23 protein-coding genes are annotated in these 21249 nt (G+C 61.1%); 13 read left to right on the top strand and 10 right to left on the bottom strand.

Features of this window, described 5'->3' with window-relative positions:
• Window positions 1-105 precede the first annotated feature (105 nt).
• On the bottom strand, window positions 106-684 hold the full coding sequence (locus RQH14_RS14005; RefSeq protein WP_311213791.1) for a YdcF family protein: 579 nt from the start codon (window positions 682-684) through the stop codon (window positions 106-108).
• Between the two features lie 61 nt (window positions 685-745).
• Window positions 746-1210, bottom strand: a complete 465-nt coding sequence (locus RQH14_RS14000; protein ID WP_311213790.1) for an Lrp/AsnC family transcriptional regulator — start codon at window positions 1208-1210, stop codon at window positions 746-748.
• Between the two features lie 171 nt (window positions 1211-1381).
• On the opposite strand from RQH14_RS14000, the gene pdhA reads away from it, so the two are divergent.
• Genes pdhA through RQH14_RS13985 form a run of 3 tightly spaced genes read left to right on the top strand, consistent with a single transcriptional unit; the run spans window position 1382 to window position 5135 of the window.
• Window positions 1382-2575 (top strand): pyruvate dehydrogenase (acetyl-transferring) E1 component subunit alpha, encoded by a 1194-nt coding sequence (gene pdhA / locus RQH14_RS13995; protein ID WP_311213789.1) that lies wholly within the window; start codon window positions 1382-1384, stop codon window positions 2573-2575.
• Window positions 2572-3660: an alpha-ketoacid dehydrogenase subunit beta gene (locus RQH14_RS13990; RefSeq protein WP_311213788.1), complete on the top strand. Its 1089-nt coding sequence runs from the start codon at window positions 2572-2574 to the stop codon at window positions 3658-3660. The genes pdhA and RQH14_RS13990 overlap by 4 nt, the downstream gene beginning before the upstream one ends.
• A gap of 2 nt (window positions 3661-3662) precedes the next feature.
• Window positions 3663-5135 carry a dihydrolipoamide acetyltransferase family protein gene (locus tag RQH14_RS13985; protein ID WP_311213787.1) on the top strand — a complete coding sequence of 491 codons (1473 nt, stop codon included), beginning with the start codon at window positions 3663-3665 and terminating at the stop codon, window positions 5133-5135.
• Between the two features lie 127 nt (window positions 5136-5262).
• Here the strand turns inward: RQH14_RS13985 and RQH14_RS13980 are convergent, their stop codons facing one another.
• Together RQH14_RS13980 and RQH14_RS23155 are read right to left on the bottom strand one after the other, a co-directional pair.
• On the bottom strand, window positions 5263-6129 hold the full coding sequence (locus RQH14_RS13980) for a hypothetical protein (RefSeq protein ID WP_311213786.1): 867 nt from the start codon (window positions 6127-6129) through the stop codon (window positions 5263-5265).
• A gap of 20 nt (window positions 6130-6149) precedes the next feature.
• Window positions 6150-6443 carry an NPCBM/NEW2 domain-containing protein gene (locus tag RQH14_RS23155; protein WP_396136316.1) on the bottom strand — a complete coding sequence of 98 codons (294 nt, stop codon included), beginning with the start codon at window positions 6441-6443 and terminating at the stop codon, window positions 6150-6152.
• A 61-nt stretch (window positions 6444-6504) separates the two neighbouring features.
• Between RQH14_RS23155 and RQH14_RS13975 the strand changes: the two genes are divergently transcribed.
• Entirely contained in the window at window positions 6505-6729 is a 225-nt protein-coding gene (locus tag RQH14_RS13975) for a hypothetical protein (RefSeq protein WP_311213785.1), read from the top strand.
• A 154-nt stretch (window positions 6730-6883) separates the two neighbouring features.
• On the opposite strand, the gene RQH14_RS13970 is transcribed toward RQH14_RS13975, so the two are convergent.
• The 4 genes from RQH14_RS13970 to RQH14_RS13955 all read right to left on the bottom strand — a co-directional run bounded on the left by RQH14_RS13970 (window position 6884) and on the right by RQH14_RS13955 (window position 10398).
• A complete protein-coding gene (locus RQH14_RS13970) occupies window positions 6884-7273 on the bottom strand; it encodes a DUF4870 domain-containing protein (RefSeq protein WP_311213784.1) in 390 nt (129 codons plus the stop codon).
• Between the two features lie 119 nt (window positions 7274-7392).
• Window positions 7393-8406: a hypothetical protein gene (locus RQH14_RS13965; RefSeq protein WP_311213782.1), complete on the bottom strand. Its 1014-nt coding sequence runs from the start codon at window positions 8404-8406 to the stop codon at window positions 7393-7395.
• Complete coding sequence (locus RQH14_RS13960) at window positions 8399-9448, bottom strand: ATP-binding protein (RefSeq protein ID WP_311213781.1); 1050 nt, start codon at window positions 9446-9448, stop codon at window positions 8399-8401. Before RQH14_RS13960 ends, RQH14_RS13965 begins: the two co-directional genes overlap by 8 nt.
• A gap of 290 nt (window positions 9449-9738) precedes the next feature.
• Window positions 9739-10398 carry a response regulator transcription factor gene (locus RQH14_RS13955; RefSeq protein WP_242703366.1) on the bottom strand — a complete coding sequence of 220 codons (660 nt, stop codon included), beginning with the start codon at window positions 10396-10398 and terminating at the stop codon, window positions 9739-9741.
• 256 nt (window positions 10399-10654) lie between these two features.
• On the opposite strand from RQH14_RS13955, the gene RQH14_RS13950 reads away from it, so the two are divergent.
• Entirely contained in the window at window positions 10655-10972 is a 318-nt protein-coding gene (locus RQH14_RS13950) for a hypothetical protein (RefSeq protein WP_311213780.1), read from the top strand.
• 161 nt (window positions 10973-11133) lie between these two features.
• Here the strand turns inward: RQH14_RS13950 and RQH14_RS13945 are convergent, their stop codons facing one another.
• Window positions 11134-11922, bottom strand: a complete 789-nt coding sequence (locus tag RQH14_RS13945) for a hypothetical protein (RefSeq protein ID WP_311213779.1) — start codon at window positions 11920-11922, stop codon at window positions 11134-11136.
• A gap of 341 nt (window positions 11923-12263) precedes the next feature.
• On the opposite strand from RQH14_RS13945, the gene RQH14_RS13940 reads away from it, so the two are divergent.
• Both RQH14_RS13940 and RQH14_RS13935 read left to right on the top strand, forming a co-directional pair.
• Window positions 12264-12668: a VOC family protein gene (locus tag RQH14_RS13940; protein ID WP_311213778.1), complete on the top strand. Its 405-nt coding sequence runs from the start codon at window positions 12264-12266 to the stop codon at window positions 12666-12668.
• Window positions 12665-12967: a helix-turn-helix domain-containing protein gene (locus RQH14_RS13935; protein ID WP_311213777.1), complete on the top strand. Its 303-nt coding sequence runs from the start codon at window positions 12665-12667 to the stop codon at window positions 12965-12967. The genes RQH14_RS13940 and RQH14_RS13935 overlap by 4 nt, the downstream gene beginning before the upstream one ends.
• Window positions 12968-13182: 215 nt before the next feature.
• On the opposite strand, the gene RQH14_RS13930 is transcribed toward RQH14_RS13935, so the two are convergent.
• Window positions 13183-13959 carry an AraC family transcriptional regulator gene (locus RQH14_RS13930; RefSeq protein WP_311213776.1) on the bottom strand — a complete coding sequence of 259 codons (777 nt, stop codon included), beginning with the start codon at window positions 13957-13959 and terminating at the stop codon, window positions 13183-13185.
• A gap of 38 nt (window positions 13960-13997) precedes the next feature.
• Between RQH14_RS13930 and RQH14_RS13925 the strand changes: the two genes are divergently transcribed.
• From RQH14_RS13925 to RQH14_RS13900, 6 genes are all read left to right on the top strand, one after another.
• Window positions 13998-14468 carry a DUF2000 family protein gene (locus tag RQH14_RS13925; RefSeq protein WP_311213775.1) on the top strand — a complete coding sequence of 157 codons (471 nt, stop codon included), beginning with the start codon at window positions 13998-14000 and terminating at the stop codon, window positions 14466-14468.
• Between the two features lie 47 nt (window positions 14469-14515).
• Window positions 14516-14881, top strand: a complete 366-nt coding sequence (locus tag RQH14_RS13920; RefSeq protein WP_311213774.1) for a cupin domain-containing protein — start codon at window positions 14516-14518, stop codon at window positions 14879-14881.
• Between the two features lie 190 nt (window positions 14882-15071).
• Window positions 15072-17279, top strand: a complete 2208-nt coding sequence (locus RQH14_RS13915; protein WP_311213773.1) for a S8 family serine peptidase — start codon at window positions 15072-15074, stop codon at window positions 17277-17279.
• Between the two features lie 115 nt (window positions 17280-17394).
• Window positions 17395-18267: an MBL fold metallo-hydrolase gene (locus RQH14_RS13910; protein ID WP_311213772.1), complete on the top strand. Its 873-nt coding sequence runs from the start codon at window positions 17395-17397 to the stop codon at window positions 18265-18267.
• Window positions 18268-18380: 113 nt separating this feature from the next.
• Entirely contained in the window at window positions 18381-19577 is a 1197-nt protein-coding gene (locus tag RQH14_RS13905; RefSeq protein WP_311213771.1) for a hypothetical protein, read from the top strand.
• Between the two features lie 98 nt (window positions 19578-19675).
• Entirely contained in the window at window positions 19676-21166 is a 1491-nt protein-coding gene (locus tag RQH14_RS13900) for a cell wall anchor protein (protein WP_311213770.1), read from the top strand.
• The last annotated feature ends 83 nt before the right edge of the window (window positions 21167-21249 follow it).

The raw sequence follows: 21249 nt of genomic DNA, 5'->3' as shown, positions 1-21249 counted from the left end.
CCAAAAAGTTTGCAAAGCGCATGAATGGTTTTGCCCTGGAGCCGTCAGCGATCTATAGCGCGTTACATGTTTTGTCATATCCCAGCCAAGTCGGTGGACCCGGTTTTATCTACTCGAGCATTCCGGTCGGATCCACGTGTCAATCAACCCACCGGTTTCCACCACGAACCGGTCCAGCCAAGATCCCGATGAGAGGTCCGGCCGGGACCCAACCATCTGCACCTCGACGGACGTGCATTGGCCAATCAGGGTGCCAGCACGCATCAGGTGATACTCCGACGTCACAACGGTCACGGACTTCCACCCATGTTCCGCAATCAATGCGCGAAGTGCCTCGGCCTCACCCCTCGTATTCAGCGGAGATGGACGGAAGCAAACAAGATCAAGATCGCCTTCGCCAGCATCCTCCTGGCAAAGCGCGTCACCCTCCACGTTGCCGGCCAGACCCGTCGTTGAGACGACCAGAACAGGGATATCCAGTTTCTGCTGCAGCTTCTGGGCCACCGGCAGCCGTTCCTTGCTCATGCCGCCCAACACCACGATCGCGTCCGTGCGGTGAGGCGTTGCCTGCGGAGGGTTGTAGAAGAACTGAAATGCAGCGGTCAGCCACAGCAGCGCCGCCATGAAGCACGCCGCCACAACAACGCCCATGACACGCGTGGCGGAGGCAGTTTTGAGGGGCACGGGGACAGTCTAAGGTTCGGAAATGGGTGCTCCCTCCCAGCAAAAGGACCGTTCAAGGCCACTAGCGGGTATCAACATCCTCAAAGACAAGGAAAGTCTGGGTATCCTGCACGCCGTCCATGGACTGCAATTGGTCGAAGATCACACGCCGGAGGTGGATGTTGTCCGTTGCCCGGACCAAAAGGATGACGTCGAAGTCTCCGCCCACCAGGGCAATGTGGTGGATCTCGGGGATCGCGCGCAGCTGTTCCTTGAGTTCGCGCCACGAGTGCTGCTGAACTTTCAACGTCACGTAGGCCGAGGACCTAAGGCCGGCTTTGATGGGATCCACCAGGGCCGTGAACTTGGTCAGCACACCTTCGCCCGTGAGGCGGGCAATCCTTGTGTAGGCGTGGGCGCGGCTGATGTGCACGTTCTCGGCCACCTGCGTGATGGACATGCGCCCGTCGGTGGTCAGTTCGCGGATGATGTCCCGGTCCACACTGTCCAGCGGTACGGCGGTCTGCTCCGCCTCGACCTCGCTCACTGGCTCTCCAATTCGTCTACAGCACGGGCACGTTACCCGGATCACACTTACAATTCGTCTTTCAGAATACCTACTTTAGGCAAGGGCTTCCATGATTCAGCGGAAAGCTGGATACGAAACATCGCTGGGGAACATACTGGAAGCACATAGTGGCTAGAGAAGGACGGACCAATGACGATCCATGCAGACCACTCTGCGCCGGAAACGGCTGTAGAGGACCAAGCTGCTGACGTTCGGACAAAATTCGGCATCAGCGTTGAGGACTACATGCTCCCCGCCCGGCACCAGATCCAAATGGTGAACCCGGACGGCACCCTCCGCTCCCATGACGAGCAGGGCACCGAACCCGGCCACGAGTACCCCACGCCCAGCGACGCCGAACTGATGGCCGCTTACGAGAAGCTAGTCGTCGGACGTCGCGTCAACGACCAGAACTCAGCCCTCGTCCGGCAGGGCCGTATGGCCGTCTACCCCTCAAGCCACGGCCAGGAAGCCTGCCAGGTTGCAGCTGCCATGTGCCTCAGCGAAGGTGACTGGCTGTTCCCCACCTACCGTGACGCCGTCGCCGTTATGACCCGAGGGGTGGACCCCGTTGAGGTGATGACCATCTTCCGCGGCGACTGGCACGGAGGGTACGACCCCAAGGAACACAACGTCGGCATCCAGTGCACGCCGCTGACCACACAGCTGCTGCACGCCGTCGGCGTCGCGCATGCTGCCAAGCTGCGCGGTGAAGACACAGTAGTGATGGCCATGTGCGGTGACGGCGCCACCAGCGAAGGGGACTTCCACGAGGCCCTGAACTTCGCCGCTGTGTTCCACCTGCCTGTCATCTTCTTTGTGCAGAACAACAAGTACGCCATCTCCGTGCCGCTCAGCCACCAGTCCGTGGCGCCGTCCCTGGCTCACAAGGCTGTGGGCTATGGCATGGCCGGTGAGCGCGTTGACGGCAACGACCTCGTCGCGCTGCTCGCAGTAATGGACCGCGCAGTGAAGCTGGCGCGCGAAGGATCGGGCCCGCTGCTGATCGAGGCCCACACCTACCGCATGCAGGCCCACACCAACGCCGACGACGCCACCCGCTACCGCCCGGACAGCGAAGTTGCCGAATGGCAGGCAAAGGATCCGCTGGCACGCATGAAGTCCTATCTCTCGGACAAGGGCCTCCTGGACGATGCCGCCAGCGAACGGATTGCCGAGCATGCCGAAGACGTCGCCACCCAATTGCGCGAGGGGCTGGGTGAGGACGTGCCGGTGCAGCCGCTGGATCTCTTCAAGTACGTCTTCGCCAAGCCCACCCCGCAGCTGAAAGAACAGTCCGAGCTGCTCGCCAGCGAACTCGCCCGAGAGGAGAGCGCAAAATGACCGTCACCACCACCGTTAACGGCAACGTCAGCGCCGCTACCGCCAGCGCCGCCGCGTCCGCTGCGGCCACTGCCGAAGCCACCGGACCACAGAGCCTCACCATGGCCAAAGCGCTCAACACCGCTATGGCCGACGCAATGCGCGCCGACCCGTCAGTCCTGGTCTTCGGCGAGGATGTCGGCATGCTGGGCGGCGTCTTCCGCATCACAGACGGACTCATGTCCGAATTCGGCGAACAACGCTGCTTCGACACTCCGCTGGCGGAATCCGGCATCGTAGGTATGGCTGTGGGCATGGCCATCAATGGCATGCGGCCCGTCATCGAAATGCAGTTTGACGCCTTCGCTTACCCGGCCTTCGAACAGATCGTCAGCCACGTCGCAAAAATGCACAACCGCACCAAGGGCAAGCTCAAAATGCCGATGGTCATCCGTGTTCCATACGCCGGCGGCATCGGGGGAGTGGAGCACCACTGCGATTCCTCCGAGTCTTACTACGCGCACACCGCCGGCCTCAAGGTCTACACGCCCGCCACCGTGGCCGATGGCTACCGCATGCTCCGCGAGGCCATCGACTCCGATGACCCCGTCATGTTCATGGAGCCCAAGAAGCTCTACTGGTCCAAGGACCAGGTGGACTTGGGTGCCCTGCGAGCAGAGCATGACGCCGGCACCTCCACCGAGGGCCGCGCGGCTGTTGCCCGTCCCGGTACGGACGCGACGCTCATCGCCTACGGACCGTCCGTCCCCACTGCCCTGGCTGCCGCCGCTGCCGCTGCAGAGGAAGGCCGCTCGCTCGAGGTCATCGACGTCCGCACGCTCGTCCCCTTCGACGACGAGACCGTCTGCGCGTCCGTACGCAAGACGGGACGCGCCGTCGTGATCGCCGAAGCCCATGGGTTCGCGTCCGTGTCTTCCGAGATCGTGGCCCGCGTCCAGGAACGTGCGTTCCACTACCTCGCCGCTCCGATCTTGCGTGTAACCGGCTTCGACGTCCCGTTCCCGTCTCCCAAGCTGGAGCACTACTACCTGCCAAGCGTCGACCGTATCCTCGACGCCGTCGACGACCTTCAATGGGAGGACTGACCATGAGCTCAGATATGCAGGTCTTCAAACTGCCCGATCTTGGGGAGGGCCTCACCGAGGCCGAACTGGTGAACTGGCTCGTTGCCGTGGGTGACGAGATTGTGGTTGACCAGCCCATCGCCGAGGTTGAAACCGCCAAGTCCATGGTTGAGGTGCCCTCGCCATATGCCGGTACCGTTGCAGAGCTGCACGGCGAAGCGGGTCAAACGCTCGACGTCGGCAAGCCGCTGATCTCGATCGCCCGCGCTGGTTCTGTGACGGCTTCGCCCGCTGCCGTGGCTCCCGTTCCGGCTGGTTCTGTGGATCCTTCACCGGTTTCCTCGGGTCTTGACGTTTCGCCCGATGTGGAAGCTGCTGCCGAGACCTACCGCACTGAAGAGAAAGCGGGCTCGGGTAACGTGCTGATCGGGTACGGTACGCCCGGGGGAGTCACCGGTGGGCGGACCCGGCCGCGGAAGGCGAGTGCCGGCGTCGTCGATTCTCCTGTTTCTGTTGCTGAGCACGTGATGGAACCGGCTGTGGCTGGGACGCGCATCCCGGGCAAGCTCAGTGCCGTCATCTCACCGCTCGTGCGCAAGATGGCGCGCGACCACGGGGTGTCCCTCGATGCGATTGAGGGTTCGGGTTCCAGTGGGCTGATCATGCGGCGTGATGTGGAGGCGGCTATTTCCGTGCCGGAGGCTCCTGCTCCTGCTGCTCCTCGTGCGTCTGCTTCCGCTCCCGTTGCCGCTTCTGCTGAGGCGGGTGCCGTCGACAGCCGGACTGGTTTGTCTGTCTCGGCGCGGACTCCTGTTCGTGGAGTCCGCAAGGCTGTAGCCGCGAATATGACCCGCAGTCGCTCCGAGATTCCGGAAGCGACCGTGTGGGTGGATGTGGACGCTACCGCGTTGCTGGAGATGCGGGCGGAGCTTAAAAAGCGCGCACCGCACGATACCCCTGGCCTGCTCGCGTTCATCGCTCGTTTTGTCACGGCTGGGTTAAAAAAGTATCCGGCCCTGAACACGCGCTTCGAAACTGCTTCGGATGGCTCGCAGGAGATCGTCGGGTTCGAAGGCATCAACCTCGGCTTCGCCGCCCAGACGGACCGCGGACTCGTGGTCCCGTCCGTGCGGAACGCCCATGAGATGAGTGCTCGCGAACTGGACGCCGAGATCCGCCGACTCACCGCCGTCGCACGTGACGGAAAGGCGACCCCCACCGAACTTGGCTCCGGCACTTTCACGCTGAACAACTATGGCGTGTTCGGCGTGGACGGCTCGGCTGCGATCATCAACTACCCCGAGGTTGCGATGCTCGGCGTGGGTCGCATCATTGACAAGCCTTGGGTGGTCAACGGCGAATTGGCCGTCCGCAAGGTCACCGAACTGACCCTGGCTTTCGACCACCGCGTATGCGACGGCGAAACCGCGGCCGGCTTCTTGCGGTACGTGGCTGGCGCAATCGAGAACCCTGGTGGAGCGCTCGCGGATATGTAACCCCCGCACCCTCTCTCACATCCCTCGGGTTTGGTCGGGACGTTCTCTCACATCCCTCGGGTTTGGTCGGGACGTTCTCTCACATCGGTGGCTCTTCCCAATTAAGGGAATAGCCACCGATGTTTTTTTATGAACCGCTGGCGCTCATGCCGGAGAGCGTTAGCCCTCGGTAATTGCGTTTGCCCTGAGTCGGTTCTCCCACTTCTTTGAATACGCTCCCGGCATCTGAGGTGTCGCCGCTCGAAATTGGACGGATACCGATGGCATTGAGCAGATCCTGGTCTCCAGAGGGTGTGGCTGGACTGCGGTAGTTCTTAACGATGATGAAGAAATGATGCGACAACGTGGCCCCCGGCTGTTGGGGATCTGTCCACTTCACGCCAAACCCTCCGGCTTCGCCGTAGCCCACAGAGTTCTCGCTCGAGAATGCCTTACAGCTCGGGCCTGATTCGAAGGACTGGGCAACTTGAATGCGTTTATCCTCGCGTGCCGGCGCTACTCCGGCCCCGGCGTATTTCTCAAGGTCCAGTCCTGAACTGGAAATGATGGCCTTCATGCTGACTGCTGTGGTGAAGGATTCGGTGGTGACTTTTGCTCCAAGAGCGCCGGGGATGACGGCATCGCGTTGAGGGTCGTAGGAGCAGGTCCCTCCCAAGAGGAAACTGCTCTTCCCGGGGTGAACAACTGTTCCATCAGCTGGAACCGTCACGGTGTCCCAAAGGCCGATTGACATCGTGTAGCTGTAGCCGCTGTCATTGGCGAATTTCCAGTCCATGGTGTGGGGCGCTGGAGAGATGATTTCAGGCTGTGGGGCGATCGACGGCGTGACTGCTGGCGTAGTTGGAACTGGCGGTACCGACGAGGAACTCGCACTTGGCGGTACGGTCGAGTCAAACGCAGGCAGAGGTTGGCCTACAGGGACTGCACTCGCTGAGCACCCCGAAAGTGCGACGGCTGCGGCTAGTACTGGGATCGATAGAAGCTTGTTGCCCATGAGCTTTACCTTCTCCGGAGTCATTTCTTGGGGGATGGGTTTTGTGAGCAAGCAATCCGGGGGCTGCCCCAGACGTTATGACCGTCTTTCTGGGTTCGTAGGTCCAGAAGCTCCAAACGATTGCCGCCGGTTACATCCACCGTCAGCTCAGTCGGCTGATCGTAAGGACCTTTTGACTCCTGGGCTTTCTCAGCTCCGTCAACAAAGACGATGAAGTGGGTGCTTCCGCCAACGTCAGGAGACGAAGCATCCTGACCAACCGAAACCGTAAGCGAGGTACACAGTCCCTTAAGAGCCCACGACGCCGTGTTCATCTTGTTGGTAGAGCTGGAAGGGTAACTGCCTACGATTGCTTCAGCGAACTTGGTGGTTTGGATGGTGACTCCATCCTCGGTGTTGAATCCGTTTCCCCACGCTGCCGAGGCCACATCCGTGAGCCTGTACGAGCCAGCCGTGGCGGTTGTAGATCGCGAAGTTGCCGTGGGGCTAGCTGAGACTGATGCGGAAAGTGAGGCAGTCCCGGTCTCCGACGGGGCGCTTGAGGTGGTCTTCGCCGACGTCGATGTAGGAGAAGGAGGAAGTGAGGCGGGAGCCGAATAGCTGGTCGATGCCTCTTCGGCTGACGGTTGCTCGGCCACGTCAGGTGACGGAGCCGCGCAAGCAGTCAACGAGGCAAGCCCGATGAGGGTGACCATGGTGATCGCGGTGCGTGACGATTTTGCAGGCATGGGTTTTCTTCTCTCGAGCCTTTGGTTCAGTTTTTGATGAAACGGATTGCCACGGGGTACCGGTAGAGCTGGCCGGCTCCTGCGTTGGTAGCTGCCACGATGGGGAAGATGAAGGCGGAAGCCACGATGACAGTGATGGGTTGGTATGAGCCGAAGAGGTTCCCGGCGAATGCGAAGGCAATACCAACCGGGACTGCCAGGATCACCGTGAGATGAAAGTTGATCGCTTCCAAGGCTTGCTTCCGGGCGAACAGCGATCGCTCCTGCAAAACGAGATATACGACTAAAGGACCCACAATTCCCATCAGCCCACTCAGGTGGGCGAACATGCCCAAGGTGGTTTCGGCTTCGGGCGAAAGTTCCGCATGATGGCTGTTACCCGATAGGGGGGAAGCCTGGATTGGCTGTGCCGACATGACGATCACGACCCTCTCATCTCAGAGTGGCGATCACCGGACTTTCCGGAGTCGTATGGCTCTGGCTTCTTGAAGGCTATGTGCCTGATGTAGTTCAAGCCCCTGGTCCGCGGGAATTGTCACCACAACTGGTGACTGGAGGCGTCATTCAATTCGTGTCGGATTTCCATGAACAGAGCCTCATCATTTGCGTCCTCGCTGAAGGCCAGGATGGTCACAGCGACGTCAGCGCCTTCAGGGAGGGCACGGCATTTCACGGCTCCGTCCTCAGCGCGATCAAGAGCTCCGATCAGCTGTGCGGTTGCTTCCGCGAGTAAGTCCTCGGGAAGATCCGTGGCACGGTCATCCAAAATATCTACCCGGACCCCTCTTCCTCTGGCGGCTCGGGCTGCGTGCAACACGGCCGGAGTGGCCAATGCCCGCCCGCGAATTTGATCCCGCAGCTCCGCTTCCAAAAGGACACACGCTTCCTGCTCTGCTGGTCCGATTGCCCCCTCAGCGATGCGTTCCAGCATTGGTCGGGTCGCCCTGCTGAGATCCCTCATCCATTCATTTTGAGCAAGGTCACGTGCATTTTGGGTGGCCAGGATCTGGGCCGAAGACTGTTCCTGGTCGGTGAAGGCGGCAGTTTGCCGGGCACAACGCCTGAGGATGAAACTAAGGGCCGTGGCCATACCCATCCATAAGAGCGGAGTCACAACCATTGCAAGCGCCGCATTCAGCGTCAGTTGCTGCGCAAGGGAAGCCACAAAATCGACTACAGCGAAGACACCAATTCCAAACCAGGCGATTCCCTTTCGGCCTCGGAGGGCCACGGTTACCAACAGCATCTGGATTGCCCCGCAATGCCAAGCCGCGTAGCCAGGGTGTGTACCTACGGGCAGCGCACTTTTGACGAGAACCTCAATAATGACGACGCCGACAGTTGCCGCCCAAGCGGACGCCACGCCAAGCGGCCGCTGGGCGTCCGAGATGGAAACGACGACTATGACGGCAACACAAATGACCATCGCAGCCAGTGTCTGTGTGGCTGACGTGACTCGATGCAGATTCGCAAGGCCAAGAACTATGTGGACCACGGGATAAGGAATGCTGCAAGCGAGGATGACACGACGCGATATGGTTCTATCCACGGCCGCCAGATCCTTCACGCCACGTCAATCGCACCGTCGTCCCGTGTTTCGAGGAAGATATTTGGGCTTCGCCGTGGGCTTCGGTCATCCGCTGAATGATCGAAACACGAACGCCTAACCTGCGCGGCGACACTTGGGATACTTCGAAGCCTGGCCCCTGATCTGATATCTCCACAACAACTTCCCGGATGGGCGCTCGCTGTGACTGATCAAACCTGACAGCTACGTGCGCCGGGGTTCCTGAAGCATGGATGCTGCTGTTCCTGACCGCTTCTGTGGTGGCTTGAATGATGGCACGCGCAGAACCGAGGGGGAGGAATTCAATCGGATCCCGTCCCAGTCCGCAGGTGAAGTCAGGGGAGTAGTGGGATGTGGCTGCCTGGAGTCTGTTCACAAATTCTTCACGACTTATGGACGTGCTGTCGTCCGCGCGCCCAGACATAATCGCACCGAGCTCGGCCAACGCCAATTTCGCCGCTTTACGGGCCGCATCAAATACTTCCTGGGAGCGTGCCTGGGCCGCGACTATCAGCGTGGCCATCACCGTGTCATGGATCAGCCCGTCCAGCCGGGACCTTTCCGTTCTTATCGCTTCGGATCGGGCTACCTCTCCAAATCTATCTACAGCCCTCACTGCAGCCCGGTCAGAAGCCGACGCCGCGTCACGGAGAGCAGACATCAACGTGACGATGACAATTCCTAGTGCCAGAGACAGGAGGCCATCCTGCGCTGAGTCATACCAATCCCGCGTGTTGCCGTATCCCGTTGCCGGTACCAGCACGAGCATCGTGCTGAAAAGTACGTTGTAGAAGGTTGCTGCTGCAGGACGGACGGAGACTGCTGCCAGAGCAACACCTATGGATGCTGCCCCGTTTGACCAAGGCTTGGACTCAACCTGGCTGCCATCTCCGATCAGGCCGAAATGCCAAAGCGCAAAGCCGCAAAATATCAGGGCAGCCGCAGCTCCGGCACTGACTTTGATCCGCGCCAAAGACCGGCGAATCATCAGCGTTCCGAGGATGGTAATCGGGATTCCCACCATGAAGGTCAGATCCCAAAGGGGCGAGTGCAGCGGAATTTGAGACACAATCTCGGGAAGAGCCAAGCAGTATAAAACCAGAGCCACCAAGCCAGAGCAGCGGGCAACAAGGTACTCGATGTTCGCCCTGGAGTACGGTTGGTTCCCCGTGCGGACGTTTGTCTGGGTCAACGCATATCCTCCAAACTATTGTCCGAAGACTATCCGGAGGCTCCAAGGAATTTCAGGGGGGATCCTCCCTTCACGTTTTTCGTCATCAGAACAGGTGACACGGTTGGTTCCCACCGGTCTGCCTAGTCTCGTCCATGCGGCGGTGTGTAGAGGCCGTCCTCCACGGCTCGATGATAAAGCTCGAGCTTGGAGGCCGCTGGACGGTTTGCAGCCGCATACTTCTCCCGGATGCGCCTTATGTTCGTTCCCACGGTATTGGGGGAGACGTTCATCCTGGATGCGGTCTGGGATCTTGTAAATCCTGCCGCGTACAAGCGGAGAGTCTCCCGCTCGCGGTCGCTGAGCTGAGCCGCGACGAACTCACGGTCACCGTCAATGGCGGCAGCCAGTTCCTGATTGTCAATGGTCTTGCCAAGAGCAACCTGCCGGATCAGTTCCAGGGTCTGGCGTATGTTTTCTGACTTTCGGGAGACCCCCGAAGCTCCGGCGGCTAATGCCTCCCGCAAATCCTCTTGTCTGTCCCCGACGCTGAACACCAGCACGGGGTACCCTGCCGCAAGTAGTCGGCGGACGTTATCCCTGGGGCGTGACCCATCGGCAAGTGACATGTCCAAGGCAACTACGTCAAAAACCGTATGCCCCCCGGATAAAAGAGAATTCACAGTGTCTGCCAGGCGAACTGCAACGACTGGAACTTCGGCAGTCTTGGCGTCCAACGATGCGGCCGCTGCAAACCCTATTCGGACTGCTTCATGGTCATCAACCACTCCAACCTTCACCACACGACGATTCAAACCAGCCCCCTCGTATTGCTGCCCTGACTCTTTTGACGTCAGCATATGTTTGTCACTTGAGCTACGGCAGACGACTCGGGCTGAAGTGGAGTATCACTTTGAACGCTTGAAAGTATGGGCCGATGGGCGGGTCATCATTTGTGGTGACATTCAGCTCTGTAGCGGTTCCCCATGATTCGCGTGGACTCATAGTTTGAACCACTTCCGCAATCTGCGGTTCATTCTTTCCGAAGGGAACTTAGCCATGGAAACTACACACGAGTTCAACGGAATCGCTGTGCGGCAATCCGGAGTTTCGGCCGCCAAACGTGCTGGGCTGTTGGCACTGGCTGTGATGTTTGTTGCCGGGCTGACATCGTGCGGCGCCCCTGGAGCCAACACCAACTGTAAGGACTTCAACGCCATGAAGTCCGGGGACCAGACCAACGTCATCAAGAAGATCTACGCAGATAAGGGCGAGACGAATCCCAGCGCCCTCAAAGTTACTGCTTACAAGCTTTCGGCCAAGGCCTACTGCCAAGTGAAGCCATCGGATGCGAAGCTTAGCGGCATGTCGGGCTAGCTTGAGCAGCTGAATCGATGGGACTCGAGATCACGGGCAGCACCAGGATGCTCCCCAACTATGCTGGCTCGGCATGCCGGGAATCGGCCGCTTTCTGATCGTGCAGACGACTGTATTCAGTCTTCGAGGCCAAAGAACGTGGAAACTTGGTCATCACCAGATCAGTTGCCGGACCTGTACACGATCGAGTCGAAAACGGCGCGCGCCTCTCTCGTCAGCTCCGGATTGATCGATTCGTGGAATTGGACCACCCAGCTCACAGCGCGCTTGCCGTTCAAGTCCACCACCCGGTAGGTTTCGCGCTCAGCGGCGCTCGAGTACCAGCGTGTGCATTCGTTTGAAAATTCTGAGTGGATGCAGAACTTGCCGCGGTCGCAGGCTGTGGTAACCACGTCGCCCTTGACGGAGTGGTCGAACTCGAAGCCGGAGTAATCACCCACCTTGACCTTGACGGGAGGGGTGCTCGCCGTTGATGTCTGCGCCGTCAACGCGTCGACGAAGTCGTTAACCGAAGGATCGATCTCGACGAGCGCGCCCTCCCAAGCGCATGCGTCCGTCGGCACAAAGTCGGCGGGCCACCAACCCACGTAGACCCCCCATTCATCCGGGTGATTCGGGTCGTCCTTGGCCACACCATCGCCGTCGTCAGTCGACCAACCGGCTGGGATGGTGATCTCGAAAGGCGCCGAGTAGCCCTTGACGAGGACGCGGTAGGTGCCGGCGTCGATGTCGCCACTCTCCGGCAGCAGCGGGACCGTTCGAGGGTCGCCACCGTCCGGCAGTGCCGGGGTCGTGCGAGCCTCCGTTGTCGAAAAACTGGCGGACGGTAGGGAGACGTCGTCGGGCTTGGAGTCGCACCCACCTAGGCATCCAATCAGTGCGATAACCAGCAAGGGTAAGAGATAGCGCCATCGCTGAGTGGCCAGTTCAAGGGGTGTCATGGAGCTCATCGGTCCACCAAGCCGCTTTAGGGTAGTGCCAGGCCCCGCAGCTCAGTGGCCCCGCGGGCGGCCCCAGACCGGATGCCGTCGCCTCAAGTCTCCTCCGGCGCAGAACCCATGACAATAAGAGTTGCAAGGAGATCAGTGTCGACGCATGCAATCCCAGGAAAATGACAGGAGTGCGCTGATCAGGCGGTTGGTACCGACCCGCAGGCGGGCTTCCCATTCCGGGCGGCCCGCGTACGCCACGACCTTCGAAATGTACCGGTCAGAACTCGTGAACACGCGCTTGGGTCGAGAAGAGCAGTCAAGTCTTGACGTGGCACTTGCATTTTGCAAGTATGGGCCGCATGAGCCTATTTATTACATGCCCAGTTGAGAATGTCGAGCGCGCGACAGCCTTCTATACCGCCCTTGGTTGGACCCTCAATACCGAGATGTCCGATCACAATGTGTCATGCTTCGCGATAGCCCCCGAGCAGTACGTCATGCTCGGCAGTCGTGAGATGTACGCCAGCGTCGGCGGCGCCGAGGAGCTGGTCGGCGGACCCGACACCCCCTCGAAGGTCACAGTCTCTTTTGACCTCGGCAGCCGCGAGGCGGTGGACCAACTCATCGAACGCGCTGGCGCCGCCGGCGGGCGGATCGGTGACACCGACGACTACCCCTTCATGTACCAGCGCCAATTCGATGACCCTGATGGCTACCACTACTCGCCGTTTTGGATGAAGCCGGACGCCCAGCCGACCGCGTGAGCAACCTTGCCGCGGCCCTCGACGTCGTCGGTCCACGGTGGGCATTGCTTATCGTGGATCGGCTGCTCGACGGGCCACAGCGTTACGGCGATCTCCAGCGCGACCTCGGAGTACCGACCAACATGCTCGCGACCCGACTGCGCGAGCTCGAGGCCGCTGGCGTACTCTCCCGACTGCCCCTCCGACATAACACCCGGGCCTACGCGCTGACCTATAAAGGGCTCGCCTTGCGCGAGGCGATCGTCGCGCTGGAACGCTGGGGCGGCGGGCAATGGCCTGGGGGAGCCCCGGAAACCTGAGCTTCCAGACACAGTTATAGGAACCTTGGGATCTCTTTCTCGATGAGATGAAGCCGTCTTTGTGCGTCTACGAGCCGGCCGGCAGCGATCCGGTATCCCGGGCGCCTTCAACCCTAAGTGTGAAAAGGGAAGCTGCGATGGGCACAGCAATCCATCCCCGGGATTCAGCCATTAGTCGACCCCTTCGGCCGGCCATTGACCCGCAGCTGTGGCGCTTAGGCGGTGAATGCTCCCGGCGTTGTACCCAGAACGCGCCGGAAATGCCGGGTGAGGTGCGACTGATCATGGAAGCCTGCCTCTACTGCTGCAACAGAGGCCGGGCGACCGTCCAGCAGCAGGCGTCGGGCGCGGTCCACGCGGCGCCCCGTGACGTAGCGGTAGGGGGTGATGCCGTAAGCCTTGGAAAATGCGCGCACCAGGTGGCTCGGGTGCGCACCCAGTAATTGAGCCGCTTCGGCAATGGTGAAGGATTCAAAGAGGCGGTCATCCAGCATCTCCCGCAACTGGCGGGCCAGGGGAGCGTCCCGCGCCGGCGACGACGGCGTTCCCAAGTGTGAACGCACGGATTCCCGGAGGGCAAGAACGCCGCATTCGGCCTCCATGGCATCCGCCGGTGAGGTAAGCGCCGTGTGGATGCCGGTCACGGTTGCCACCGTCTGTGGATCCAGCAGTAGTGGTTGCGCCACCGCCGCCTCCGTTGCCTTGGCCGGCAGCCAGTCCTCGCTCAGATACAGGACCCGCTTACGGAATGATTCACCCCCGACGGCGGATCGACCGTCGTGCGGGACATGCGGCGGCAGCAGGGTGATTGACGCGGGAACTGCCTGATGCTCTGTGCGGCCAAGGTCGTAAGTCACGGCACCTTTGTCGATCAGAAGGACGGTCCAATCCTCATGGGTATGGGACGGGTAGCTGTGATCCTCAAACGTCGCATGGAGTACCTCGCGAACGTAGGGCACGGCCGGATGCCATGCATGCACTGAGTTACCCATGCAAGAAATGTACAAGACCAGCATTCCTGCCTGCAGCCATGCTGGGGTTCGTGCAAGAAAACTCCGCAGCAGTCATTGATGCCCCTACCGCAACCACCGTTCGCTTCGACACCAAAGTAGTGGTGGTCCTTGGCGACGATCTTCTGCCGTGGCAAGAGCTCAACGTGACGGCCTTCCTTATGAGTGCCATTGCCACCAGTGCACCCGGCCTGACAGGAGGGCCCTACCAGGACCGGGATGGCAACAGTTACCTTCCTATGCTTCGTCAGCCCGTTTTGGTGCTCACCGCCGGACGGGAACTCCTGGCAGCAGCTCGGGAACGGGCGATTTCCCGCGAGATTCCTACCGCCGTATACACCCGCGACCTTTTTTCAACCGGCCACGACGAAGCCAATCGCGCAGCGGTGGCCGCCGTCGCTGCACGGGAGCTGGATCTGGTGGGGATTGCCCTTCGCGGACCCAAGAACGTTGTTGACCGGATCGTCAAGGGCGCACGAATGCATGGGTGAAACGTGCAGCGCCCAGCAATGACCTCAATGGATAGTGATGATCGACCATGACCAATTCAGTGAGCAACATCAATACCGCCCTCGACTCGATCTCGGACCACTGGCAGCCCCACCGGCTGACAAGTATCAACAACTACGACGTAAAAGTGGTGAAGATCCGGGGAGAATTTGTTTGGCATACGCATCCAGATACCGACGAACTATTCATGGTCATCAGCGGCAATCTCACCATTCAACTGCGCGACGGCGATGTGGAGCTCGGGCCGAACGACATTTACGTGGTCCCCAAAGGAACCGAGCACTGCCCCAAGGCTGAAAACGAAGTCCATGCACTGCTCTTCGAACCAAAAGGCACAGTCAACACAGGTGACGCTGGTGGTGACATGACTGCCGTGCTGCGCGAGCTGGGCTGAAAGTCTGAGGCCATCTGCCGGAGGGTCTGGCGGTTTGACTGGTTGCTTCCGCGGAAGCTGTCACAAACCGCGGTTCGTACACCAGCAAGCCGGGAGTCAGCTTACAATTCCTTGGGGGTCAACTGGTGGTCTCCAGTTGCCCGCGATCTGCCGCTCAGGGTTGGTCGCGACGTCCCAAGGATGCCCCCTGATGGTTAAAGACTCCCGAATCCGGTCCCTGAGAGCTGCAGGTCTGGCGCTCACTACTCTTCTGATCGGCGGTGGCCTGGCAGTCCAGCCGGCCGCAGCAGACACCCTGGATATTGTTCCCGCGGGGCCGCAGGTGCTGGAGCCGGCCCCCGAATCTCCCACAGATCAGTTCATTGTGGGGATGAAGGACGCCACGGCCCAGTCCGCCGATAAAGCAGTGCGCGATGTTGCCGGCAAAGCGGCCAGCACGCTTGGTGCTTTGGCAGAGACCTCCCGACAGAATGCAACGGGCGGGCATGTCATCAAACTCGATAAGCCGCTTTCCGCTGCGGAGTCCGCGCTTTTCGTCAAAACGCTGCGCACCGATCCCGCCATTGCCTACGCAGAGCCGGATGACATCATGCATGCCACCGCGGATGCCACTGACCCCGGCTTCCCGGATCAGTGGAATCTGAAGGGTCCTGCCAGCATCAATGCTGCCGGCGCATGGGACTACGTGCAGGGCGAGAACGTTGTTGTTGCGGTGGTGGACAGCGGAATCACCCGGCACGAGGATTTGGACGGGAACGTCCTTCCTGGTTATGACATGATCTCCTACGCCGAGGATGCCCGGGACGGCGACGGCCGCGATCCGGACCCCACTGACCAAGGTGACTGGGAGCCGGCCGGTGTATGCGAGGTGGGAAGCCCCGCCCAAAATTCGTCGTGGCACGGCACCCACGTCGCCGGGATTGTCGCTGCGATTACCAACAACGGACAGGGCATCACGGGCGTTGCACCTTATGCACAGATCCTGCCCGTTCGGGCCATGAGCTACTGCGGCGGATACACCTCTGACATCGCTGATTCCATCATCTGGGCCGCTGGCGGGACCGTTGCCGGAGCGCCGGTCAACCCCAACCCTGCCCGCGTGATCAACCTCAGCCTCGGCGGTATCAAGCCCTGCTCGGCGACCTACCAAAACGCCATTAATTTCGCCCGCAACGCCGGTGCCGTCGTCGTGGTTTCGGCAGGAAACTCCAACCGTCCCGCTGCCGATGCAAGCCCGGCCAACTGCGAAAACGTCATCACCGTGGCCGCCAGCAACGCTTCCGGCGGCCGCGCGCAGTACTCAAACTATGGAAGTGCAGTGGACGTCACAGCCCCTGGCGGCGACATGAGCCAGGCCGCCAAGAACGGAATCCTTTCTACCTTCAATTTCGGAAAAACCACCAGCGCCGGATCTGCCTACGCCTGGATGCAGGGAACCTCCATGGCGGCTCCTCAGGTGGCTGGGCTGGCAGCGTTGCTGATCTCGGCTGAGGGCAGCAGCCTCACCCCGGCCCAGGTGGAGCAGCAATTGAAAGCCACTTCAAGGCCTCTTCCGGCAGGGTGCCCGGCTGGTTGTGGGGCCGGCCTCATTGATGCCAACAAGGCACTCAGCACGTACGGTGGGAAGCCCCCGGTCAACAGGAGAAAAATCACCGATTTCGACGGCGACTCCCGCAGTGACGTTCTGGCCCGTGACTCCAGTGGCCGGTTGTGGCTGTACGCGGGCGACGGCTACCGCGGTTGGCTTGCTGCCCGCCAAATTGGTTCGGGCTGGAATGGCATGACCGCTATCGAGGCTCCCGGTGACTTCGACGGCGACGGCAATGCCGACGTCCTGGCCCGCGACTCCAGTGGCCGATTGTGGCTGTACCCGGGCAACGGTTCCGGTGGTTGGCTTACTGCCCGCCAAATCGGCTCCGGCTGGAACGTCATGACTGCCATTGAAGCTCCCGGTGATTTCAACGGGGACTACAAAGCCGATGTTATTGCCCGTGACTCCGCGGGTGTCCTCTGGCTGTACCCGGGCAATGGTTCCGGTGGTTGGCTTCCTGCCCGTCAGATCGGTCAGGGCTGGAACGCCATGACCGCCATTGAGGGCGTTGGTGACTTCAACGGAGACGGCAAAGCCGACGTCGTGGCCCGCAACAGCTCCGGCGCACTCCTGCTCTACCCGGGCAATGGTTCCGGTGGTTGGCTCCCGGCCGGTCAGATCGGTCAAGGCTGGAACATCATGACCGCCATCGAATCTCCTGGCGACTTCAACGGGGACGGCACCGTGGACCTCATGGGCCGCGCCAGCAACGGCGACCTGGTTCTCTACGGCGGCAACGGTTCGGGCGGCTGGATCTATGCCACTCAAGTAGGATCCGGCTGGAACATCATGACGGCCATCCTCTGAAACACCGCATGTAAATCAGTGCGCCGCGAGGGTGCGGGTTCCGCTCGCTCCCAGCTTTCCGTGGGTAGAGTAGAGGCCTGAACATCGCCGGATTGCACTGTATACGGAGAATCAATTGTCAGCTTGGCTAGAACTCGGTCCCAACAACTACGTCCTGGAAACCGAGGGGTCGTTACTGAACACCGGGCTCGTGGTGGGCTCTGAACTCGCTATGGTCATCGACACCGGCTGTGGCCCCCGCCAAGGCCGGGAGATTCTCGCAGCAGTGCGCGAAAAGACCCAGCTTCCGCTGGTGGTTGTGAACACCCATGCCCACTACGACCACTACTTCGGCAACGCCGTTTTTGCGGACGACGGCGTCACGGAGTTTTGGGCGCACGTCAATTGTGCGGCGGCTATTGAGAAAGACGCCGACAACCAGCGGCGCTTCGTGGCCACCAACGAACCTGAGATGGCAGCGGGGGAGGGTGACGCCGTCGACATCGTTGTTCCCAACGCAGTGGTCCATGACCAGCCCGTGCTGGTGGACCTCGGTGGGATCACTGCCACGCTCTTCTACCTTGGCCGTGCGCACACCGACGGCGACCTCCTGGTGGGCACCAGCACCACACTTTACGTGGGCGACCTGGTGGAGCAGGGTGCCCACCCGTCGTTCGAGGACTCGTACCCTGAAGAGTGGGCCGATGCCTTGCGGCACATCTCGGCCCTCCGCCACCGCTATGAATTCCTGGTTCCCGGTCACGGCAAACCTGCCAGTGACGAGTTCGTGAAGACCATGGCAGACACCATGGGTACGGCAGTCCGGCAAGCTACGCAGTCCATCAGGGACATGCCATCAGACGCAACCAAGGCAATCCCGGTCCTTCCCTATGGCCCTGAACAGTCCCGATGGTTCATCAAGAGGCTTCAGGAAACCAACGCCCAGGGGCGGTCATCGTTGGGAACCCCTGACTTTGGACCGGGAAAAACAGGTTCGTACCCTTCCTAGCAAGGTTCCTTACAAATTCATCATCTTGTTTACTCCCAGCCATGGACTATTGGGCAACTCCAGTCCTAGGATGAAGGCGACCATTCGGTTCGCGACTACCTGGGGGTGTCGAGATGAAGGGGACACGCGTCTTTCCGCGTGCTACCAACATTCTCCGCTCCGTCATGATCGCTGGAGCCGGAACGGCACTCTGGATGGCACTCTCCGCAACGGCTGCGAGTGCAGACACCGGAGTTGCGGATAACCACTCACTTCTTGGCGGAGTAACGCCCAGCGTCTCCTCTGCCGCGTCCACGGCAACCGGGACGGTCAGCGGCGGAACCGCCGCGTCAACCAAGACGGTGGGTGCGACGACCACAGGGGCCGCGAACGCCGTCGGATCCGTCGCAAAAGCTGTTGTTCCACAGGCCACGGCTCCCACCATCAGCGTTCCGGTTCCTAACGTGCCCCTGCCCGCACCGGCAAAATCCGTACTGCCTGCACAACCGGTTTCCGTTCCGGTTCCGGAATTGACGCCGATCGTGGAGCACGTCGTAGGAACGGTAGACGGCATTGTCGGAACCGTGCCGGTCGTCAACCGGGTTGTCCCGGAGGATACTGCCGGAACCGTTGTGGCGGCAGCCGCTGTCCCCGTGACGGAAACCGTGGACCACACTGTCGCCGCAGTTGTTCCTCCGGTCAATGAGGCCCTGAAACCTGTTGCCCTGGGACCCGTCACCGACGTCACCAACCCCATCGTTCAGCCAATCATTGACGTAGTTGATGACGTCTTGCCGCCGGTCGGTTCTGTTCTTCCGCCGGTTCTGCCAACTGTGCCTGGAGGTCTCGGATCCTTACCTCCGCCAGTGCCGGCAGGAGACGAAACACCGGGCGTTGGCACTCTGCCAAGTTCCGGCGTCGTAAGTTCACAGCAGGGGACGAACCCGGCCGAAAGTGATGCAAAGGTACCTGCAGCGTCAGGAACCGTTCCAGCCACCCGTGCCATTGTTTCGGGGACTGTCACGACGGCGTCGCCAGTGCTGTCCATCTCCCGTGTGTTGGGTTCCGCAAGCTCAGAACACGCCGTCGGAGCTGGGTCAGCCCAGGACCCTGCGGATCCCGCAGGCCTTCCTGCCGGCCCTGGATCAGTGCCCGCCGGACTCGCAGGAACCGGCTCGGGTAACTCTCAGAATGGGCCACCTAGCCCCGCAGCAGCATTCCTGCACGGTGCTCTGATCATTCCCGCAGATTCCCTCACTGACCTGGAGACGGTCAGCGATGAACAACATCCGAAGCCGGTTTCATTCGATCCCGGCTCCTCTCCTGACTAGTTCCCCAGCCCCGCTGCGCAACAAGACGCAGCCGACGGCAATTCAGGCGATCCGCCAACGGACGCCTCTGGGAACAAAACCTTCAGGAGAAGATCACCATGAACACGACCCTACGCAAGTGCCTCATCGGCACATGCTTTGCCGGGGGCATGATTGTCCTCAGCGCAACCGCGGCCAATGCCGCGGACACCACGTCCGGCAAGGACGGACTCCTTTCGGGGACGCAGGTCATAGCGCCAGTAACAGCGCCGATTTCCACGGGCGCCACCTCACTGGGACTGTTGGGGGATTCAGCAGCTACGGCGTCAGCGCCGGGAACTGCTGGAGGTTCGGGCCATGCGCCTGCCGCCACCACCAATGGCTCGAACAGCATCGGCTCGGGGACGCAAGTAGTTGCCCCGGTCACGGTGCCCATAAACCTGGGCTCGTCGTCAGTGGGTCTGCTGGGGGGCTCCACTGTGGCGAGCCCAGCCACACCTGCCGCACCAGCAGCGGCAGCAAGTTCGACGCCGGCCGCCGGGACCAGCGGTTCCGGCGGCATCGCCTCGGGAACCCAGGTGGTAGCGCCGGTGACGGTGCCCATCACGGTAGGTTCGACGTCGGCCGGTGTTTTGGGGGACTCATCAGCCACCACTGCACCTGCGGTATCAGCTCCAGCAGCATCAGCTCCTGCACCGGCTCAAGCACCGGCGCAGGCAACAACGTCGGGGGGAGAGTCAATCGCATCCGGCGCTCAGGTAGTGGCTCCGATATCGGTCCCTGTTAACATCGGAGCCACTGCTGTGGGTGTAGCGGGGGATTCTGCAGCTACGTCCGGTTCTTCCGTGCCTGCTGCTCCAGCTGCTCCTGCTGGGACCTCTTCGGGTGCTTCCACCAGTGGTGCAGATGGTGTTGCCTCGGGTACGCAGGTTGTTGCTCCGATCACGGCTCCGGTGAACCTGGGTGCCACCTCGGCTGGGGTGTTGGGTGATTCCTCCGCCACGAACACCGGTACCAGCGGGGGCACTGCCCCTGCCGGCACGACAGGTGGCAGCACCACTTCCGGCAATGGCGGTATGCTCTCGGGCACGCAGTTGATCATTCCGATTACGGCGCCTGTCACTGTTGGTTCCACGTCAGTGGGCGTCGGAGGTGGCTCAGCCGGCACGGTTACCCCTCCGGTTGTTACGCCTCCGGTTGTTACGCCTCCGGTGGTGAACCCGCCGGTTGTTACCCCTCCGGTGGTGAACCCGCCGGTTGTCACCCCTCCCGTGGTGAACCCGCCGGTTGTCACCCCTCCGGTGGTGAACCCGCCGACCGTCAACCCACCCGCTGGTGCGGGCCTTGATGCTGGCGGCAACATCCCCGCTGCTGGCATCAGTGCAGACATCATCACTGCAGGAGTCGGCACCCAAGCCGGCACCGTTGTATCTCTTGGTTCTACTAAGGGTGCGATGACCGCGGCAGCCTCCACCGCCGTCGGGAGCTCAAGCGCGCTGGCCAACACGGGGCTGAACGGCAGCTTCATTCTCTGGGCAGGAGCCATGCTTTTGATGGGTATGCTCTTGGCCGCGGGTAGCCGCCGGAAGGCAGCAGCCAACCGTCGGTAATCCGCGCAAGCAATCCCGCTTCGCGTGTAGTTGTTGCGGCTCCGGATACCGGAGCCGCAACAACTGCGGACCGCACTAGTGCG

The sequence above is a fragment of the Arthrobacter sp. WCS2018Hpa-7 genome (assembly GCF_031843805.1).
Classification (GTDB): domain Bacteria; phylum Actinomycetota; class Actinomycetes; order Actinomycetales; family Micrococcaceae; genus Arthrobacter.
This window is presented reverse-complemented; position numbering and strand designations above follow the sequence as displayed.

What these genes read in the sequence shown, in the direction of transcription:
- pdhA (WP_311213789.1), top strand. Translation starts at nt 1,382, where the DNA reads ATGACGATCCATGCAGACCACTCTGCGCCGGAAACGGCTGTAGAGGAC.
- RQH14_RS13990 (WP_311213788.1), top strand. Translation starts at nt 2,572, where the DNA reads ATGACCGTCACCACCACCGTTAACGGCAACGTCAGCGCCGCTACCGCC.
- RQH14_RS13985 (WP_311213787.1), top strand. Translation starts at nt 3,663, where the DNA reads ATGAGCTCAGATATGCAGGTCTTCAAACTGCCCGATCTTGGGGAGGGC.
- RQH14_RS13980 (WP_311213786.1), bottom strand. Translation starts at nt 6,129, where the DNA reads ATGGGCAACAAGCTTCTATCGATCCCAGTACTAGCCGCAGCCGTCGCA.
- RQH14_RS23155 (WP_396136316.1), bottom strand. Translation starts at nt 6,443, where the DNA reads ATGAACACGGCGTCGTGGGCTCTTAAGGGACTGTGTACCTCGCTTACG.
- RQH14_RS13975 (WP_311213785.1), top strand. Translation starts at nt 6,505, where the DNA reads ATGGTGACTCCATCCTCGGTGTTGAATCCGTTTCCCCACGCTGCCGAG.
- RQH14_RS13970 (WP_311213784.1), bottom strand. Translation starts at nt 7,273, where the DNA reads ATGTCGGCACAGCCAATCCAGGCTTCCCCCCTATCGGGTAACAGCCAT.
- RQH14_RS13960 (WP_311213781.1), bottom strand. Translation starts at nt 9,448, where the DNA reads ATGGTGGGAATCCCGATTACCATCCTCGGAACGCTGATGATTCGCCGG.
- RQH14_RS13950 (WP_311213780.1), top strand. Translation starts at nt 10,655, where the DNA reads ATGGAAACTACACACGAGTTCAACGGAATCGCTGTGCGGCAATCCGGA.
- RQH14_RS13945 (WP_311213779.1), bottom strand. Translation starts at nt 11,922, where the DNA reads ATGAGCTCCATGACACCCCTTGAACTGGCCACTCAGCGATGGCGCTAT.
- RQH14_RS13940 (WP_311213778.1), top strand. Translation starts at nt 12,264, where the DNA reads ATGAGCCTATTTATTACATGCCCAGTTGAGAATGTCGAGCGCGCGACA.
- RQH14_RS13930 (WP_311213776.1), bottom strand. Translation starts at nt 13,959, where the DNA reads ATGGGTAACTCAGTGCATGCATGGCATCCGGCCGTGCCCTACGTTCGC.
- RQH14_RS13925 (WP_311213775.1), top strand. Translation starts at nt 13,998, where the DNA reads ATGCTGGGGTTCGTGCAAGAAAACTCCGCAGCAGTCATTGATGCCCCT.
- RQH14_RS13920 (WP_311213774.1), top strand. Translation starts at nt 14,516, where the DNA reads ATGACCAATTCAGTGAGCAACATCAATACCGCCCTCGACTCGATCTCG.
- RQH14_RS13915 (WP_311213773.1), top strand. Translation starts at nt 15,072, where the DNA reads ATGGTTAAAGACTCCCGAATCCGGTCCCTGAGAGCTGCAGGTCTGGCG.
- RQH14_RS13905 (WP_311213771.1), top strand. Translation starts at nt 18,381, where the DNA reads ATGAAGGGGACACGCGTCTTTCCGCGTGCTACCAACATTCTCCGCTCC.
- RQH14_RS13900 (WP_311213770.1), top strand. Translation starts at nt 19,676, where the DNA reads ATGAACACGACCCTACGCAAGTGCCTCATCGGCACATGCTTTGCCGGG.